8 protein-coding genes and 2 pseudogenes are annotated in these 19,878 nt (G+C 39.9%); all 10 read left to right on the forward strand.

Annotated elements, in window-relative coordinates; genetic code table 11:
• Nucleotides 1–46 precede the first annotated feature (46 nt).
• A pseudogene (locus QUD05_RS19325) lies at nucleotides 47–2,760 on the forward strand (type I polyketide synthase); the annotation flags it as partial.
• Nucleotides 2,761–3,065: 305 nt separating this feature from the next.
• Complete coding sequence (locus tag QUD05_RS19330; protein WP_289797489.1) at nucleotides 3,066–4,061, forward strand: acyl carrier protein; 996 nt, start codon at nucleotides 3,066–3,068, stop codon at nucleotides 4,059–4,061.
• Between the two features lie 13 nt (nucleotides 4,062–4,074).
• Complete coding sequence (locus QUD05_RS19335) at nucleotides 4,075–8,385, forward strand: non-ribosomal peptide synthetase (protein WP_289797490.1); 4,311 nt, start codon at nucleotides 4,075–4,077, stop codon at nucleotides 8,383–8,385.
• A pseudogene (locus tag QUD05_RS19340) lies at nucleotides 8,382–11,092 on the forward strand (type I polyketide synthase); the annotation flags it as partial. The gene QUD05_RS19335 and the pseudogene QUD05_RS19340, both read left to right, overlap by 4 nt.
• 552 nt (nucleotides 11,093–11,644) lie before the next feature.
• Nucleotides 11,645–14,257, forward strand: a complete 2,613-nt coding sequence (locus QUD05_RS19345; RefSeq protein WP_289800013.1) for an SDR family NAD(P)-dependent oxidoreductase — start codon at nucleotides 11,645–11,647, stop codon at nucleotides 14,255–14,257.
• Nucleotides 14,258–14,278: 21 nt separating this feature from the next.
• The gene (locus QUD05_RS19350; RefSeq protein WP_289797491.1) at nucleotides 14,279–15,238 is read left to right on the forward strand and encodes a cupin-like domain-containing protein; all 960 of its coding nucleotides are present in this window, start codon (nucleotides 14,279–14,281) and stop codon (nucleotides 15,236–15,238) included.
• 65 nt (nucleotides 15,239–15,303) lie between these two features.
• Nucleotides 15,304–16,092: an aspartyl/asparaginyl beta-hydroxylase domain-containing protein gene (locus QUD05_RS19355; protein ID WP_289797492.1), complete on the forward strand. Its 789-nt coding sequence runs from the start codon at nucleotides 15,304–15,306 to the stop codon at nucleotides 16,090–16,092.
• A 269-nt stretch (nucleotides 16,093–16,361) separates the two neighbouring features.
• Complete coding sequence (locus tag QUD05_RS19360) at nucleotides 16,362–17,210, forward strand: aspartyl/asparaginyl beta-hydroxylase domain-containing protein (protein WP_289797493.1); 849 nt, start codon at nucleotides 16,362–16,364, stop codon at nucleotides 17,208–17,210.
• Between the two features lie 71 nt (nucleotides 17,211–17,281).
• Nucleotides 17,282–18,826 (forward strand): condensation domain-containing protein, encoded by a 1,545-nt coding sequence (locus QUD05_RS19365; RefSeq protein ID WP_289797494.1) that lies wholly within the window; start codon nucleotides 17,282–17,284, stop codon nucleotides 18,824–18,826.
• Nucleotides 18,827–18,848: 22 nt separating this feature from the next.
• Nucleotides 18,849–19,877, forward strand: a complete 1,029-nt coding sequence (locus QUD05_RS19370; RefSeq protein WP_289797495.1) for a TauD/TfdA family dioxygenase — start codon at nucleotides 18,849–18,851, stop codon at nucleotides 19,875–19,877.
• Nucleotide 19,878: the final 1 nt, after the last annotated feature.

Genomic DNA, 19,878 nt, shown 5'->3' on the forward strand with positions numbered 1-19,878 from the left:
ATTGACTAAATTAGGATTGCTAAAACCTACTAATAACAATTTACACATGACATATAATGACCTTAAGGAAAATCAAATAAGCGATTTAGACATAGCTATTATCGGTATGTCAGGGCGGTTTCCTAAAGCCAGGAATTTGGATAAATTTTGGCAAAATTTAAAAGATGGTTTGGAAGCAATTTCATTTTTTTCAGACCAAGAGCTAGAATCAATTGGTCTAGACAAAACTACACTAAATAATCCGAATTATGTCAAAGCAAAAGCTATATTGGAAGATATAGAATTATTTGATGCTGGATTCTTTGATTACTCTCCTAAAACAGCAGAAATAATAGATCCACAGCACCGCCTATTTTTGGAAACAGCTTGGGAAGCTTTGGAAAGTGCTGGCTATGATTCTAAAACTTATCAAGGTCGAATTGGTGTTTATGGTAGTGCCAGTATTAGTAGTTACTTTTTATTCAATCTTTTTTCCAATCCTGAATTAATAAAATTAGTTGGTCTTGACCAAATTAGACATAATAATCGTACAGATAATCTGACTACACGAGTTGCTTATAAATTAGACTTAAAGGGTTCAGCTATCACGATTCAAACTGGATGCTCTAGCTCATTAGTTGCTGTTCATTTAGCCTGCCAAAGCTTAATAGATCGTGAATCCGATCTGGTCTTAGCAGGTGGAGTTTCTATAACTAACTTACAAAAAACTGGCTATGCTTATCAAGAGGGAGGAATTTTGTCTCCCGATGGACACTGCCGCGCCTTTGATGCCAAAGCGCAAGGAACAGTTGGCGGTGATGGTGTAGGTATAGTCATTTTAAAACGATTAGCAGATGCGATCGCCGATCGAGATTATATTCATGGTCTGATTAAAGGTTCAGCCATTAATAATGATGGTTCAGCCAAAGTTGGCTATACAGCTCCGAGTATCGATGGTCAAGCCAAGGTGATTGCAGAGGCTCTCGCCATCAGCAGAATCGAACCCGACATGGTCAGTTATATAGAGGCTCATGGCACCTAAGCACAGTTTTAGGAGATCCGATTGAAATTGCCGCGTTAACTAAATCTTTTCGCGCCAGAACTCAGAAAAAGAATTTCTGCGCCATCGGTTCGGTAAAAACGAATATCGGCCACTTAGATACTGCATCTGGTGTTGCAGGTTTAATCAAAACTGTCCTCGCGCTCAAAAACAAGCAAATACCACCAAGTCTGCACTTTCAAGAACCATCACCCCAGATTGATTTTGCTAACAGTCCCTTTTACGTTAACAACAAGCTTTCAGAATGGAAGTCAAACGGACATCCTAGACGTGCAGGAGTCAGTTCCTTTGGTATTGGCGGCACTAATGCTCATGTGATTCTAGAAGAAGCCCCGGTAGTGCAGCAGGGGGGCAGGGGGGCAGCACTTCGGCTACGCTCAGTGACCGAGGGGCAGGGGAGGAAACATCATCTGTTGGTTGTTTCTGCAAAAACAGAATCAGCATTAGAGGCAGCTACGGCAAATCTGGCTAATCACCTCAAACAGCATCCCGATTTAAACTTAGCTGATGTTGCTTACACTCTGGGGGTAGGTCGTCGAGCTTTTGACTATCGTCGGATGGTAGTTTGTCAAGACCTTGATGATGCAATCAAAGTTTTAGAGACAAAGGATACGCAACGAGTTTTCACGCACTATCAAGAACCAGGTGAGTCAGAAGTTGTGTTTATGTTTCCCGGTCAGGGATCTCAGTATGTAGACATGGGTAGAGAGTTATACCAAACTGAGCCAATTTTCCGGGAACAGGTTGATTATTGTTGTGAACAACTTAAACCTATTTTAGGGTTAGACTTACGCACTATTCTCTATCCCAGCGACGAACAGATCCAATGGGCGACACAGCAGCTAACACAAACTCATATTACTCAGCCGGCGTTGTTCGCGATCGAATATGCTCTAGCACAATTGTGGTTATCTAGGGGAGTATGCCCTAGTGCAATGATTGGTCACAGTATAGGAGAATATGTCGCCGCTTGTTTAGCTGGGGTATTTTGTTTAGCAGATGCATTGATGCTAGTTGCTACTCGTGGACAACTGATGCAGCAACTACCTTCAGGAGCAATGCTGGCTGTAGCACTACCTGAGAAAAAAGTTACGCAGATGCTAGGTGATAAACTTTCCTTAGCAGCCATCAACGCACCAGAGCGCTGTGTAGTTTCAGGCCCAACCGCAGAGATTGAAGATTTACAAAACCGCTTAACCGAGCAAGGGATTGACTCTCGTTTTCTGCATACTTCCCATGCCTTTCATTCTCAAATGATGGAATCTATTATTGAGCCATTTACCAAGTTATTTGCAAAAATCAATCTTAATCACCCAAAAATTCCTTTTTTATCTAACGTAACTGGCACTTGGATTACTCCAGAGGAAGCAACAGATAACAATTATTGGGCTAAACATTTGCGGTCATCAGTGCGCTTTGCTGATGGTATTACTGAATTGTGTAAACAGCCAAATCGGATTTTTTTAGAAGTTGGATCTGGTCGCACTTTAAGTACTTTAACTAAACAACAAGCTCAAGGACATTTGGCACTTTGCTCCATACGTCATCCTCATGACCAACAATCCGATGTTGCATTCTTACTAAATACTCTGGGACATTTGTGGCTGTGTGGAATACAAGTGGATTGGTCAGGATTTGATACCAATCAAAAATGTCATCGACTTCCTTTACCGACTTACCCTTTTGAACGACAAAAATACTGGGTTGATTCTTCTAAAGATAATGACTTCAATCCATTGAATGAAAAAGACACTCATAATAATCAAAAGTTAGAGAATGAAAAAGTTAGTAATCATAAAAATCATTTAGGAGAGAAATCACAACATTTCCTTGTTGAATCTCCGCAAAACAATATTCTCCATTTGAGTAATAAAAATGAAAAACGCGATAATCCTGCCAAAAAAATAATAGATCGTCAAATTTCTATTATGTTTCAGCAGTTAGAACTATTAGAAAAAGATATGTAGTTTCACACAAGAATAACTAATTTTTTAGTTCGTAGTAATGTCAAAAAACGTAAAATTTTATGAATGAAGATTATCAATATAAAAAAATAATATCGACACTTAAACACATTATTAGTGAGTCATTGGGAGTGAAATCATCTGGAATAGATATTCATACTCCTTTTCTGGCGATGGGTGTTGACTCTCTAATTTTGTTGCAAATTAATCGTGCTATTCAACAAGATTTAGGTATTGATATTCCTTTTCGCCTATTGCTTGAAGATTTATCAACAATTCATGCATTAGGAACTCATATAGCCCAAGAGCTACCTCCACAAAATCTGATTGTAGAGCCTTCTTTTCAGGAATCAACCTTTAGCCCAATACTACAAGCACATACTGAAAAGACTTCAGATACACAAAATTTGGAGCAAGAAGATGAAAAGTCTGTAACAGATACAGTACTCGAACAGGTAATAGAACAGCAGCTTCAGTTGATGTCTAAACAGCTGGACATTTTACAAAAAGCAGGTTCCTCGAAGAAGATATTACCTGTACAAAAAGCAATCCCATCTACCCCTATTCAGCATCAAGTAGAACAAGCTGCTCAATCTTTAATTAATAACTCTGATTTTTCAGAAAGTTCATCATCGATTCAAACTGAGTCTAATCAACAACTCATCACCCAAACAATTGAGCCTCTTCAGTTAGAATCAAAGACTCTATTAACTCTCCGTCAACAAAAACATTTAGATGCTTTAATTACACGTTTTGTCAAACTTACTCCCGAATCTAAACGACTTACTCAAGCTTATCGTTCCTACCATGCCAATAGCAGGGCGATAACAGGCTTCCTGCCCTCCATTAAAGAGATATTATATCCTATTCACGGACAGCGTGGAGAGGGAGCAAGACTTTGGGATGTTGATGGCCAAGAGTATGTAGACATTTCGATGGGGTTTGGTGCGCTTTTATTTGGTCATTCACCATCTTTTATCATCGAAGCTATTCAAGAACAAATAAAGCAAGGTATATTGCACGGGCTACAATCGCGTCTCGCTTGGTCAGGTTGCTGAGTTAATTTGTGAGTTGACAGGCGCAGAACGAGCAGCTTTTTGTAACGATGGCACAGAAGCGGTGATGGCAGCAATCCGCCTAGCACGGGCTACTACAAGACGCTCTAAGATTGCTTTATTTGCTGGTTCTTATCATGGTACTTATGATGGGGTTTTGGTAAGAGGAGTAACAACTAGCGAAGGAACGAAGCGTTCTATCCCCAGAGCTATAGGTATTCCATCATACATTGCTGATGATGTTATCGTACTTGACTATGGACAACCTGAATCTCTCGAAATTCTGAAAACTCATGCTTACGAACTGGCAGCAGTTCTGGTGGAACCGATACAAAGCAGTCGCCCAGATTTGCAACCAAAAGAGTTTCTGCTGCAACTCAGACAATTAACTCAAGCAACAGGAACCGTATTAATTTTTGACGAAGTAATTACCGGTTTTCGGATGCACCCAGGTGGGATTCAAGGCTTGTGGAATATTCAAGCAGATTTGACTACATACGGTAAAGCCGTTGCTGCTGGGATGCCAATTGGAGTTATAGCTGGCAAGGCAGCTTTAATGGATATCCTTGACGGTGGGATGTGGAACTATGGAGATGGGTCTTATCCTCAAGCGGACACCACAGTATTTGCAGGTACTTTCTTCAAACATCCTTTAGTAATGGCGGCGGCTTGGGCTGCACTCAACTATATTAAAAATAGTGGACCAAAATTACAGCAGGAGTTATCTGCAAAAACAACGAAATTAGCCCAGACTCTTAATAGTTACTTTGAACAAAAACAAGTTCCTATTCAAGTAGTCCATTTTGGTTCGCTGTTTCGTTTTATCGCCTCATCTCCTCTCAAGTTTGGTCAGTTGTTTTTCTATCATCTCTTAGAAAAAGGCGTTTATGTTTGGGAAGGACGCACATTTTATCTGTCTACGGCGCATACTGATGCAGATATTGAACACGTAATTGGGGCAGTCAAGGAAAGCGTAGTAGAAATGCAAGAAGGGGAATTATTGCCACCTGCCCCGATTTCAACAACGCTCAAAATTCCCCTGACAGCAGCGCAAAAAGAACTGTGGTTTTTGGCACAGATGGGAGATGAAGTTTCCCGCGCCTACAACGAATCTAGAACTATCCATCTGCGAGGGACTGGTAATTTATTGGCAGTGCGTAAAGCTGTTCAGGAAATTATCAATCGTCACGAAGCGCTGCGAACTACTTTTAGCCCAGAGGGGGATAATCAACTGATTCATCCCACTTTGACTATAGACATTCCTGTGAGTGACTTTTCAACTTTAGGTAAAAGTCAACGAGAAACACAGCTATCAGAATTATTAGCACGAGAAGCTCAACAAGTTTTCCATTTAGAAAAAGGGCCGTTGCTGAACTGTCATATCGTCAAGTTGCAGGAAGATCATCATCTTGTAATTCTGACAAATCATCACATTATTGCTGATGGTTGGTCAATTAGTATTTTATTACGAGAACTAGCAGTAATTTATTCAGCAGAATGCCAAGGTATTGCTAGCCAACTTCCCCAACCCATGAAATGGAGTGAGTATGCTCTGTGGCAAGTACAAATGCAACAGAGTCCAGAAATGGCAAAAGCTGAAGCTTATTGGCTGAGTCAATTTGCTAGTTCAGTGCCTGTTTTGGAATTACCAACTGACCGGCCTCGACCACCAATATTTTCGTACACTGGAGCGCGAGAAAATCTCAGCCTCGATTCCACTTTGTATAATTCTTTGAAAAGCTTAAGTCTACAACGTGGTTATACTTTATTTACGATTCTTTTAACAGCATTTTTCACCTTATTGCAACGATTGACGAATCAACAAGATATCGTTGTTGGTATTGCTTCGGCTGGACAATCTGCGATCGCAGGTGAATATCTTGTCGGCCACTGTGTTAATCTATTGCCCATACGCAGCCAAGTTGTTGGCAATCCAGGCTTTGCAGAGTATTTAAGTTCAGTTCAGCAGATATTGTTAGATGCTTACGAGTATCAAATTTATCCTTTTATTAAACTAATTGAAAATTTAAAGTTACCACGAGATCCTAGCCGCACCCCTCTTTTTACCACAGGGTTTAATCTGGACAAAGCTCCATTAGAGTCCAAGTCTTTAAAACAAGAGTTTGAAATAGCTAAAAATTCTACCAGTGCTACTAAGCTGGATATTAATTTAAATATTCTTCAGACAGACAGTGAACTAGTAATAGAACTGGAATATAATACAGATTTATTTGATACCCAAACAATTCAGCGTTGGCTCGGACATTACGTAACCTTGCTAGAAGGTGTTGTCGCCAACTCAGAGCAACCTCTAAAAGAATTGCCTATATTGACACAAACTCAACAGCATCAGTTGTTGGTGGAATGGAATAATACTAAAGTTGACTATCCTGGTGAGTATTGTATCCATGAGTTATTTGAGGCTCAAGTAGAGCGATTGCCTGATGCAATTGCCGTAACCTTTGAAGACCAACACCTCACCTATCGAGAGCTAAATAACCACGCAAATCAATTGGCGCATTATTTACAATCTCTTGGGGTAAAACCAGAGGTATTGGTAGGGATTTGTGTGGAGCGATCGCTTGAAATGGCAATCGGAATTTTAGGCATTCTGAAAGCTGGTGGCGCTTATGTGCCACTCGATCCAGCATATCCACAGGAACGACTAGCTTTAATATTAGATGATGTCAAACCTTTAGTGTTGCTTACTCAAAAGCATCTAGTTGCGGAACTCCCGACATCTGCGGCTAAGGTTGTATGCCTAGACGAATGGGATCTGTACGCCCAGGAAAGTCAGAAAAATCCTAGTAGCAGTGTGACAGCCGAAAACCTGGCTTATGTGATTTACACTTCCGGCTCTACAGGAACACCTAAAGGCGTTCTGATTACGCACCAAGCTTTAGTGAACCACAGTATTGCTGCTGCTAAAGCTTATGAACTGCAACCAGAAGATCGCATTCTCCAATTCGCTTCTGTGAGCTTTGATGTGGCAGCCGAAGAACTATTTCCATCATGGTTAAGTGGTTCAACTGTAGTCATCAGACCCAATCGGGTATTATTGTTTGCTCACTTTGGACAATTCTTGATACAGGAAAAACTAACTGTCATCAATTTACCAACAGCCTATTGGCATGAATGGGTGTCTGACTTGACTCAAACAACAGAACCATTACCGCCGACACTGCGCTTGATAATTGTCGGAACTGAGCAAGCTTTACCAGAAAAACTCGCACTTTGGCAAAAACTAGTAGGCGATCGCTCCCAGAGTCACTGTATCCGTTGGCTCAATGCTTATGGCCCGACTGAAGCAACGATTGGTGTCACCATTTATGAACCAGTTGAACCAGTTACCTATCCAGAGAAACAACCTGTTTATTCTGTACCTGTTGGTCGCCCCATTGCCAACACCCAGGTCTATTTGCTAGATAAACATTTGCACCCTACACCTTTAGGCGTACCAGGCGAGTTATATATTGGTGGTATTGGGATTGCCAGGGGCTACCTCAATCACCCTGAACTTACTACCGAAAAATTTATTCCCAACCCTTTTGCTGAAAAATCGGGAATGCGTCTGTATCGCACTGGCGATTTAGCCCGCTACTTACCCAATGGGAATATCGAACTTCTCGGACGCATCGACCAGCAAGTGAAAATTCGGGGCTTCCGCATCGAACTGGGTGAAATATCAGCGACATTGCAGCAACACAATAAAGTACGCGAAGCAGTGGTAATAGCTAGGGAAGACGAGCATGGTGATAAGTATCTAGTAGCTTATGTTAGCCCTCAGCCAGAACAGACCATCATAAACACTGAACTGCGTGGCTTTCTTCAGGAGAAGCTACCGCAATATATGCTGCCCTCAAGTTTCATTATCTTGTCAACCTTGCCTTTGTTGCCCAACGGTAAACTCGATCGGCGATCGCTCCCTGCACCAGAAACTCTCCGCCCAGAGTTAGAAGCTGCTTATGTGATGCCACAAACTGAGATAGAACAAACTATCGCTACAATTTGGCAAAAATCTCTCAATATCGAGAAAATAGGCATTCACGACAACTTCTTTGAACTCGGCGGTCATTCATTACTTCTGGTGAAAGTTCATAGCCAATTACGCGAAATATTCCCAACCGATTTATCAATGCTTGATATGTTCAGATATCCGACTATTAACTCTCTTGCTGAGTTTTTTAGTCAAACTAAAAATCAAACATCATTTCTTAGTGAAACTAATATTTCAATAGAAAAAATTGCAGTTGGTAAATCTCAGCAAAGAAAACGATTGCAAAAAATGAAGTCGATAATGAGTAATCAAGGAGTTAATAAAAAATGAATATCCCCATAGCATCTGTTGAGCAGAATGGTTCAGAAATAGCGATCATTGGCATAGCCGGGCGGTTCCCTGGAGCCAAAAATGTAGATGAGTTTTGGCAAAATCTCCAAAATGGTGTAGAGTCAATTTCAGTTTTTAGTGATGAAGAACTGTTAGCTTCTGGGCTAGATGCAGCTACACTCAATAATCCGAAGTTTGTCAAAACACGAGCTGTATTAGAAGATGTAGAACTTTTTGATGCTGGATTTTTTGGTTTTAATCCCAGAGAAGCTGAAATTACCGATCCACAACATCGTCTCTTTTTAGAATGTGCATATATTGCCCTTGAAGATGCTGGCTATGACTCAGAAAATTATCAAGGTTCTATTGGAGTTTACGCCGGGGCTAGCTTAAGTAGATACTTACTGAATATTATTTTAAACGAAGATATTATTGGCTCTATAGATAATCACCAATTAGCGATCGCAGGTGACAAAGATTACTTAACTACCCGCGTTTCTTACAAACTGAATCTACAAGGACCGAGTTTCACTGTTCAAACTGCCTGCTCAACTTCCTTAGTCGCTGTACATTTAGCCACTCAAAGTTTACTAAATGGGGAATGCGATCTAGCTTTGGCTGGTGGGGTTTCCATAAGTTCTTCCAGAAAAACTGGCTATCTTTACAAAGAAGGGGGAATTGGTTCGCCTGACGGACACTGCCGCGCTTTTGATGCTCAAGCACAGGGAACTGTTGGTGGCGAAGGTGTCGGCATCGTAGTTTTAAAGAGATTAGAGGATGCTCTAGCAGATGGAGATACTATTCATGCCCTCATCAAAGGTTCTGCAATCAATAACGATGGATCTTTCAAAGTTAGCTATACAGCACCACGGATAGACGGTCAAGCCAAGGTGATTAGAACCGCTCAAGTTCTTGCCGACGTTGAACCTGAAACCATTACTTATATTGAAGCTCATGGGACAGGAACAACATTAGGAGATCCTATTGAAATCGCGGCGTTAACGCAAGCTTTTCGAGCCAGCACTGAGAAAAAAGGCTTCTGCGCCATTGGTTCAGTAAAAACCAACATTGGCCATTTAGATGCTGCTGCTGGGGTAACAGGTCTAATCAAAACCGTCCTGGCCCTAAAGCATCAACAAATACCACCTAGTTTGCACTTTCAGGAACCTAATCCGCAGATTGATTTTGCCAACAGTCCTTTTTATGTAAACACCAAACTTGCCGAATGGACAACAAACGGCATTCCTCGCCGTGCCGGAGTCAGTTCTTTTGGAATTGGTGGGACTAATGCCCATGTAATTTTAGAAGAATCCCCGGTAAGGGAGCAGGGGAGGGGGGGGGCAGCACTTCGGCTACGCTCAGTGACCGAGGGGCAGGGGAGGAAATATCATCTGTTGGTTCTTTCTGCGAAGACCGAATCGGCATTAGAAAAAGTTACGGCGAATCTGGCTAATCATCTCCAGCAATATCATGAGTTGCATCTTGCTGATGTGGCTCATACCCTTGGTGTAGGTCGTCGAGCTTTCGAGCATCGCCGGATGGTGGTATGCCAAGACATGAATGATGCAGTGAAGGTGCTTTCTCCTTTAGATGTACAACGAGTTTTCACTCAATACCAGCAGCCTGCCAATCGTCCTGTAGTGTTTATGTTTTCTGGGCAAGGAACGCAGTATGTGAATATGGGTAGAGAACTCTACGAAAGTGAGCCAACTTTTACACTTGCAGTTGATCGCTGCTGTGAACTGCTGAAACCCCATCTAGGTCTTGATTTACGCCATATATTGTTTCCAAATGAGGCAGAGACAGTAAAGATAACAGAGCAACTACAGCAGACATCTGTTGCCCAGCCAGCATTATTTGTCATTGAGTACGCCCTAGCTCAATTGTGGATGGCATGGGGTATAAAACCAGAGTCAATGATTGGTCACAGTATCGGAGAGTATGTAGCTGCGACTTTAGCTGGAGTCTTCTCGCTGGAAGATGCCCTAATGCTAGTCGCAATTCGAGGACGACTGATGCAGCAACTTCCTAATGGGGAAATGCTCTCTGTCCAACTTCCCGAACAAGAGATACAACCATTATTAAATAGGGAACTCTCTTTAGCTGCAAACAATGGCCCTTCTTACTGCGTGGTTTCTGGTACAACTGAAGCGATCGCACAACTACAACAACAGCTAGAATCCAAAGGTGTAGGCTGTCGCAGACTGCATACTTCTCATGCCTTTCATTCTCAAATGATGGAGCCAATTCTCCAGCCATTTACAGAACAGTTACAAAAACTCCAACTTCATCCGGCCACAATTCCGTTTGTATCTAACGTTAGTGGCACTTGGATTACTGTAGCTGAAGCAACAGACCCAAAATATTGGGTAAAGCATCTACGGCAGACAGTGCGCTTTAGCGAAGGGATGACTGAGTTACTTAAAATACAGGAACGCATCTTTTTAGAGGTCGGGCCGGGAAGAACTTTAAGTACCTTTACCAAGCAACATCACAAAGATCAACCTAGGTTGTACTAACCTCAATTCGCCATCCCCAAGAACAACAATCGGATGTAGCATTTTTACTCAACTCTTTGGGGCGGCTCTGGCTTTTTGGTGTCAAAGTAGACTGGTCTGGTTTTTATGCTAACGAACAACGCCATCATATTCCCTTACCAACCTATCCATTTGAGCGCCAACGTTACTGGATTGAACCACAAAAACAGCCAAGACAAACGGCTGTTAATTTAGGTAAATCTCTCGTAGAGGCTTGTAGGCTACAGGCTCGTGCTAGCGTCGCCACATTGGACGAGCAAACTTATTTACTGAATAAACAGTGTTTGGATCGTTTGTGTGCTGCTTATATAAACCTTGCTCTCCAGCGTTTAGGTGCTTTTAGCAAAAATAATGAACGGTATTCCCTTGAGGAGTTGTGTGAGCGATTTAAAATTATTCCTCGCTATCGGCAATTGTTGTGTCGCTTTTTAGATGTACTCGTAGAGCAAGGTCATCTACAACAAGAAAAGGATTTATTTACCAACCTTGTTCCCACTTCCATCGACTCTATTAATACTCTGATAGAAGAAGTTAAACTCAGATATGTAGATACACCCCACGAGCTAAATATAGTCCGAGAATGTGGCGAGAATCTACTAGATGTATTGATTGGTGAAAAAGAACCGTTAGAGTTGTACTTTGCGGTAAAAGACAACAAACCAAAAATTTCAAATCGAGAATTACCTCTGAATACGCATTTAAAAGGGATTGTGCGAACAGGCATGGAACAGTTGGTAAAGTTATTACCACCTGATGTAAACCTGAGAATTCTGGAAATTGGTGGTGGAGGGGGTATTGCTACAACAGAATTGCTGCCTATCTTGCCATCTGAACGCACTAACTACACTTTTACAGATGTAGGTGGTTTGTTTTTGAATCAAGCCAAACAGAAATTTAGTGCTTATCCCTTTGTTGAATATCGTTTTCTAGATATTGAAAAACCGCCAACTGCACAAGGGTTCAACCACCATAGTTTTGATGTGGTGGTAGCTGTGAATGTGTTGCACGTAACCCGGAATATAACAAAAACCCTGGAGCATGTGCGATCGCTATTAGCTCCTGGAGGATTTCTGCTATTGTGGGAAATAACTCAACCACAATTAGACTTCGATCTCACCGATGGTCTGCTGATGAATCCGTTAGAGGATAAAGAACGCAGCCGTGGTAATCCATTTTTATCACAGGAGCAATGGCAAGAAGCACTACACTCTCAAGGGTTTGTTGAGGTAGCAGCTGTCTCGGAAACTGAAACTTTCGGCGAACAGATTTTGGTAGCTCAAGCTGCTGCATCGGTAACTGACTTAGCACCTACAGCATTTACCATCACAAAGCAAAAAGCTACTAGCAAGCAGCGCCAAGACTTATTGGCTAAAAAATCCGATATTGCTGACTGGTTTTACATTCCTTCTTGGAAACGTACTATGCCACCGCAGTCTTTTCAGCCTGGACTTGAGGTAAAGCTAGGATGCTGGTTAGTGTTTGTGGATGAGTGTGGCTTGGGTGAAAAGTTGGTAAAACAACTAGTACTTGAGCATCAAGATGTTATTATCGTCAGGGTTGGAGAGCAATTTCAGCAAAATAGCGAATATCCTCAACGCACATATACGATTAATCCTGAAAAAAAGGATGATTACAACACCTTGCTCAAAGAACTTCGGAGCCTGGGTAAGATTCCAAAAAGGATTGTTCATCTGTGGAGTGTGACACCAAGCAGTTACACCAACTCAACAATTGAAGCTTTAGGCTGGCCGAGCCTATTGTTTTTAGCGCAGACGATGTCTGACGACAAGGCGCTGCGCGTCTACGCAGAAAATAATCAGACAGATGCTGTAGAAATTAGCATCATCTCTAACAATTTGCAGGAAGTAACAGGTTCAGAAATACTGTGTCCAGAAAAGGCACTGGTTCTCGGAACTTGCAAAGTTATGCCACTAGAGTATCCAAATATAACCTGTCGCAGTATTGATGTTGTAGTTCTTGTAGAAAGTGGTCAAGAAGAACTCATCCAAATGCTAATAGCGGAACTTACGACTTCTATATCTGACCAAATTATTGCTTACCGTGGACGGAATCGCTGGGTACAAGATTTTGAACCTGTACAACTACATGAAACCGTTACCGAAAATCTCCGCCTCAGAAAACAGGGAGTATATCTCATCACTGGTGGATTAGGAGGTGTTGGTTTGGTGCTGGCAGAATATTTAGCACAGACTGTGCAAGCAAAATTAATATTACTGGGGCGTTCAGCTTTTCCCGACCAAGACCAGTGGTCTGAATGGTTATCGACTCATGATAAAGAAGATCCTATCAGCCAAAAGATCCAAAAATTGCAGGCGATAAAGGCATTAGGTGCAGAGGTAATGATAGCCAGCGCCGATGTTACCAACCTTGACCAGATGTTAGCGGTGTTTAACAAAATCAATCAGCAATTTGGTGAGATTCATGGAGTAATTCATGCAGCCGCAGTTTACGGCGGAGGGATGATGCAACTCACAACAAAAGAAACTGTAGCCAATGCTTTAGCACCAAAAGTGCAAGGAACACGAGTACTTGAGACTCTATTTCAAGAAAGCAAGCTGGATTTCTTTGTACTCTGTTCATCACTAAGTTCATTTATTGGCACATCTGGAATGGCAGATTATACAGCTGCAAATGCCTTCCTTGACTCCTTTGCTAACTACAGTATCTCCAAACATGGGACATGGAAATTCATTAAGTCTATTAACTGGGATAGATGGAACAGCGTAGGAATGGCCGCTGCTGTTGAAGCACGCCATCAGGAAATCACAGGAGAAAAGTTGACAGCAGGAATGGCTTCTTTTGAGGGTATAGAAGCCTTTAAACGTATTCTCTCTAGTAGCACAGTTTCTCAGGTCATCGTATCAACACAAGATTTTCCCAGCTTGATTAAGCCAAAGGAATCTCCTAAGACCTTGGAGGAAAAATTAGCCCAGCTTAGTCAATCCAAACCAACTCACCCCCGCCCGATTTTAGGAAATGCTTATATTGCTCCCGTTAATGAAATTGAGCGAACCCTTGCTGAGGTTTGGCAAAAACTTCTGGGTATTCAAAAAGTGGGTATTCACGATAACTTCTTTGAGCTAGGAGGAGACTCTTTATTTGCTACTCAATTAGTTTCTGAACTATGCAAAGTTTTCCAAATAGAACTTTCTTATAAAGGCTTTTTTAATGGCCCAACTATCGGTGAATTGTCTGAAGTTATTGTTCAAAAACTGGCTGAACAGACAAGTCTAGAAGAGTTATCTCAAGCTTTAGCAGATATTGAACAACTATCTCAGAATGACGTACAGGCATTAATTACTTCACAAAACTAAGTAAATAGAGATGATATGACTATGCAGTTACCACTTTATTTTTCGGAAATTATTGCATTGAGTTTTTTAATAGTTGCTTTAATTGTTTGTATACGCTTAGTTATCTATTTACTCAAAAGAAGATGGAATAAGGAAAAATACAAGTTAGTATGGACACCCATTGATTTTGTTGAGCGTCGTAGTAACCTTTCATATAATGAGTTTGTAAAAGAGTATGCATCTGTTGGTAAACCTGTCATTATTACTGATGTGCTAAAAGACTGGAAAGCAACAACAAAATGGACTTTAGATTTTTTTAAATCCGAGTGTGGAACAATAAAATGTGCTGTGAAAGAAGATAAAAATGAAATTGAGGGTTTGATGACTATTGCTGATTATATTGATTATATTAATATCGGGAATAGCGACAGACGTTTCTATTTAGCTAACTGGTTTATTTCTGATCATCCTCAGCTTTTAGAGGACTATAAAGAACCAATATATTTTCCAAATTGGTTACAAAGACTACCAAGAAAGCTGCTAAAAAAATATGAATTAGATAACCCTGAACTATTTATAGGTCATAAAGATACATCGATAGGTCTTCACAAAGATCCAAATAATGGTTCTGCATGGTTGGGAATGATTAGAGGGAGAAAACAAATAGTTTTATTTACACCAGATCAAGAAGAACTTTTGTACTCTGGAAAAGTTAATGTTTTCAATCCCAATTTAGATAAATTTCCACTATATGCTAAGACAAATTCAGTAGAAGTCATACTAGAAGCTGGAGAGATTTTATATATTCCACCAAATTGGTGGCATCATGTGAGGAATCTTGAAAACACCATTGCAGTGGGAAGTCTCTTACTAAACGAGTGGAACTCAGAATTGTTTTTTCAATCAATCACTGAAAAAAATCCAATCAAAGGTCATCTTTTACCATTAGTTTTAGAATTTCCGTGGCTTGGCAAAACTTTATTTGCTATTGGCGTTATTTAAACTGCGAAACTTGAGACTAAAGAACTACATCACTAATTAGTTATCGTGTATTTGGAACTGCATTTATGATTGTAAAAAACTCCGCAAAAATCACATCATCTCTTTTGTTACTCAAGGTGTTCAAATTAGGGAGCAAGTTTTTAAAACTTTTATATCCAAAAGAAAATATTCAGCGTATTGATGATGCCATAAAGACTTACATCTCATTCTTGGAGAAATCTGCGACCGATTATACTCAAAAAAAGAGTGATTTTTTATATCCTGGTATTACTCATAAACCCTGGTATGAAACACATGATAATGATGTTTTACAACTTGTGGATGACAGACTAAAAAAAGGATTTAGTGATATAAAAAATGAGTGGTTAGCTTATTTGTCATCTAGACAGAAAGTAGTTTCAATCTACAATGCAAGTGAAATATATTCGCACCTTAAGGATGAAGATTGGCAAGGATACCAGCTGAGGTATAAAGGTAAATTTACAGAGACAGGTGTTGCTCTTTTTCCCAATACAGTAAAGATTTTATCTGAGTTGGAACCTTTCCTATATGGCAACGGATTAGTGGAGTTTCTTGTTATGAAACCAGGAGTTATAGTACCACCACACATAGATGATATGAATATTTCTTTAACATGTCACCTGGGAATTACGATTCCAGAAAATTGTGGTTTGAGAGTTGCTAGTAAAACACAAAATTTAACTCAAGGTGGCATTTTATTTTTTGATAATAGTTTTGAACATGAAGCTTGGAATAAAAGCCAGGAAGAACGAGTCATTTTATTATTAGAGTTATATCATCCAGAACTCACCAATTTTGAAAAGGCTTTATTAAAGCTTATCTCCACCAGTTAATTTCATAATTATATTTTTAAATTTGATATGAATATACATTAAAATTTATATGAGCAGAGTGTGCTAACTGCAAAATAGAAGACTATACCATAGTCGTGCAATATGGATCAGCCTATAAGTCACCACTAACGTGATGAAAAAATAGAAAGCTAATAACTATATAGTTTTTAGATTTATTCATGTCAAAGTGTGATTTGATGAAATTATTTGTGACAGAATACAAGAAGTAAATTTCAATAATTATCTTGGATAAACTTGAGGAATATATTATGGATAAGCAGTCTTTAGAGTTAAGTTTTTTTCTTTTGTTTCTGAAGTTATTAAAATTGTTATCTCCCCAAGGAAATATTGATCGTTTTGAAAACGCACTCAAATCTTATATAACTTTATCAGAGGAATCAACCTCTAACCCTGCTCAAAAAATGAGTGCGTTTTTATATCCTGGCATTACTCATAAACCCTGGTATGAGCCACACGATAATGATATTTTAAATCTTGTCAGTAATAAACTTCAACAAGGATTCAATGATATAGAAAATGAATGGTTAGCTTATATCTCATCTGGATGTAATATTGTTTCTAGGTTTAATGCTAGCAATCTCTTTACATCCCTCAAAGATGATGATTGGAAAGCATACTTGTTATGGAAAGAAGGTAATTTTACACAAATAGGTCTTTCTCACTTTCCTAAAACAGTTGATATTTTATCTAAATTGGAACCTTTTTTATATCCTTTCGGACATATAGAGTTTTATGTGATGAAACCTGGAGTTGTCTTACCACCACACACGGATAATATCAATACTTCCTTAACATGTCATTTAGCGCTCACGATTCCAGAAAAATGTGGTATAAGCGTCGGCGGGAAAACACAAAGTTGGATTAAAGGACGGACTTTATTTTTTGACGATAGCTTTGAACACGAAGCATGGAATAAAAGTCAAGAAGAACGAGTAGTATTATCATTAGACTTATATCATCCTGAAATGACAAAAATTGAAAAAAATCTGTTGCAATTTGTGCTAAAAAAATTCAATTTTTCATCTGAAGAAGATGGAGTAAATAAAATACCAGATACACAGGACATAGAAAAAGTCTTAGATAAGCAAGCACTCTAAAATGTATAGAATTACAACGTTAATCAAGACCAATATTATATTTATTTTGTTGCATATCAGGTTTAACGAATATGAGTGACCTTTCGCAACGGATCGCTGGTCTTTCTCCAGAGAAACTTCAGCTTCTTGCACAACGCCTTCACAAGAAAAAAGAGAACATCTTTTCACAATCGCAAATAGTTCGTCAAAGTCGAGAATCTAACTTATTTCCTCTATCTTTTGCCCAGCAAAGGTTGTGGTTTATCGACCAGTTACGGCCTGGGAATATCGCCTATAATATATCTCAGCCCATGCGTCTTGTAGGATACTTAAATGTGGCGGCGCTAGAGCAAAGCTTTCACGAAGTTGTGAGACGGCACGAAGTTTTAAGAACTACATTCACAGTAGTTGATGGACAACCTCTGCAAGTTATTGCTCCAAGTTTGAGCTTCAAACTACTAGTAGTAGATTTACAAGAGCTTTCTCAAAAGCAAAGAGAAACTGATATTTTACGACTGGCGAGTGAAGAAGCGCAACGGCCTTTCGACCTAACCAAAGGCCCTTTATTGCGAGTTACTTTATTACAACTAGCAGCGGCAGAATATGTATTATTGTTGACTATGCATCATATTGTCGCTGATGGCTGGGCTATAGGTGTGCTAATTCACGAAATTGCAACTTTGTACGAAGCTTTTTCTGTTGGCAAACCCTCACCCTTTTCGGAACTCTCAATTCAGTATGCAGACTTTGCTGTTTGGCAACGACAGTGGTTACAGGGAGAGCGACTAGAAACTCAACTTGCTTACTGGCAAAAGCAATTAGGCGGTAAACTTCCTGTTCTGGAACTGCCTAGTAATCACCCCCAATCGCCTATCCAGACTTTCTCAGGAGCTAGGGAAGCTCTGGTTCTACCCAAAACTTTATCTGAGAAGCTAAAGGCTCTGAATCAGCGCCAAGGTATCACACTGTTTATGATTCTGTTGGCGGCTTTTCAGACTTTGCTGCACTGGTACACCGATCAAGAAGATATCGTTGTTGGTACTGATATTGCCAACCGCAATCAAGCTGAGACTAAAGAGTTAATCGGGTTTTTTGTTAACCAATTAGTGTTGCGTACAGATTTATCAGGAAATCCTACTTTTGTAGAGTTGTTAGAACGAGTCCGCGAAATGACTTTAGAAGCTTATGCTCACCAGGATTTACCCTTTGACAAACTGGTTGATGTTCTGAATCCAAAACGAGAGTTGAACCGCACACCGTTATTTCAAGTCAAAATTGTTTTGGAAAATACTCAAACTCCTTCTTTACAACTTCCAGGTCTAACTATCACATCTTTGAAGGTTGAAAACAAAACAGTGCAGTTTGACTTGTTGTTGGAGTTAAACGAAACGGAGCAGGGATTATTTGGTGTATGGGAATATAACACTGATCTATTTGATCGGGGCAGCATTGTTAGATTATCAAATATTTTTGCAACACTTCTAAATAAGATTGCGACACACCCAGAAACGAAATTAAGTGAACTAAAGATAATTCTCAATGAACTAGATAAGAAGCATAATTTTGCTAGAGAAGAAGCTTATCAAAATACTATCCAACAAAAGTTAACCAACGTTAAACGTAGAACGAGTAGATAATCAGCAAAAAATAATAAAAATCATGACAAAAATTGAAGCTCTAGGTTCTGTGAGACGGAAAGCTGTTAATATATCCACAGAAGAGTTAATTAAAACTGAATTTCTAAAGTCAGATACTAACTTCCCCTTGGTGATTAAGCCTAGTGTAAAGGGAGTTAATCTACAAGATTGGGCTAAGAATAATCGTGAATATTTGAAAAGTGGATTATTAAAATATGCAGCGGTTCTTTTTCGTGATTTCAAAGTTAATTCAATAGAAGAATTTGAGCAAATTATCGCAGCGATTTGTGGAGAAGCATTAGAATATCGCTATCGGGCATCTCCACGAACTCAAGTGGGTGGGAGAATTTATACTTCAACTGACTACCCTGCGGACCAAAGTATTTTTCCTCACAATGAACACGCTTACTCGCCTACGTTTCCGTTGAAAATCTTCTTTTTTTGTGTGAGTCCAGCGGCGGAGGGAGGAGAAACTCCAATTGGTAGTTGTCGAAAAGTTTTTGAGCGCATTGATCCCAAAATACGCGATCGCTTCATTGAAAAGCAAGTTATGTATATGCGTAATTTTGGCGATGGATTTGGTCTTCCTTGGCAAACTGTATTTCAAACTACAGACAAAACAAAAGTAGAAGAGTATTGCCAAAGCAATGGAATTGAGGTTGAATGGAAAGCAGGCGATCGCTTAAGAACTCGACAAGTTGGGCCAGCCGTTCTCAAACATCCTCAAACAGGTGAAATGGTCTGGTTTAATCACGCAACTTTTTTTCACGTTACCACATTGGAAGCAACAATACGCGAATCGTTATTGAAAAGTTTGCCAGAAGAAGATTTACCAACTAACACATATTACGGTGATGGTTCTGCAATTGAGCCATCAGTCTTAGCTGAACTGCGAGCTGCTTATCAAGAAGCAATGGTCACTTTTTCTTGGCAAAAAGGAGATGTATTGATGTTGGATAATATGTTATCAATACATGCTCGTCAGCCATTTGTTCCTCCCAGAAAAATTTTAGTCGGAATGGCTGAACCTTATACACCACAAAGTATTTAAC

The organism is Nostoc sp. GT001, assembly GCF_030382115.1.
GTDB lineage: Bacteria > Cyanobacteriota > Cyanobacteriia > Cyanobacteriales > Nostocaceae > Nostoc.

Bases quoted from the DNA above. Each gene is read 5' to 3' on its own strand.
- QUD05_RS19330 (WP_289797489.1), top strand. From the start codon at position 3,066: ATGAATGAAGATTATCAATATAAAAAAATAATATCGACACTTAAACAC.
- QUD05_RS19345 (WP_289800013.1), top strand. From the start codon at position 11,645: ATGGAACAGTTGGTAAAGTTATTACCACCTGATGTAAACCTGAGAATT.
- QUD05_RS19350 (WP_289797491.1), top strand. From the start codon at position 14,279: ATGCAGTTACCACTTTATTTTTCGGAAATTATTGCATTGAGTTTTTTA.
- QUD05_RS19355 (WP_289797492.1), top strand. From the start codon at position 15,304: ATGATTGTAAAAAACTCCGCAAAAATCACATCATCTCTTTTGTTACTC.
- QUD05_RS19360 (WP_289797493.1), top strand. From the start codon at position 16,362: ATGGATAAGCAGTCTTTAGAGTTAAGTTTTTTTCTTTTGTTTCTGAAG.
- QUD05_RS19365 (WP_289797494.1), top strand. From the start codon at position 17,282: ATGAGTGACCTTTCGCAACGGATCGCTGGTCTTTCTCCAGAGAAACTT.
- QUD05_RS19370 (WP_289797495.1), top strand. From the start codon at position 18,849: ATGACAAAAATTGAAGCTCTAGGTTCTGTGAGACGGAAAGCTGTTAAT.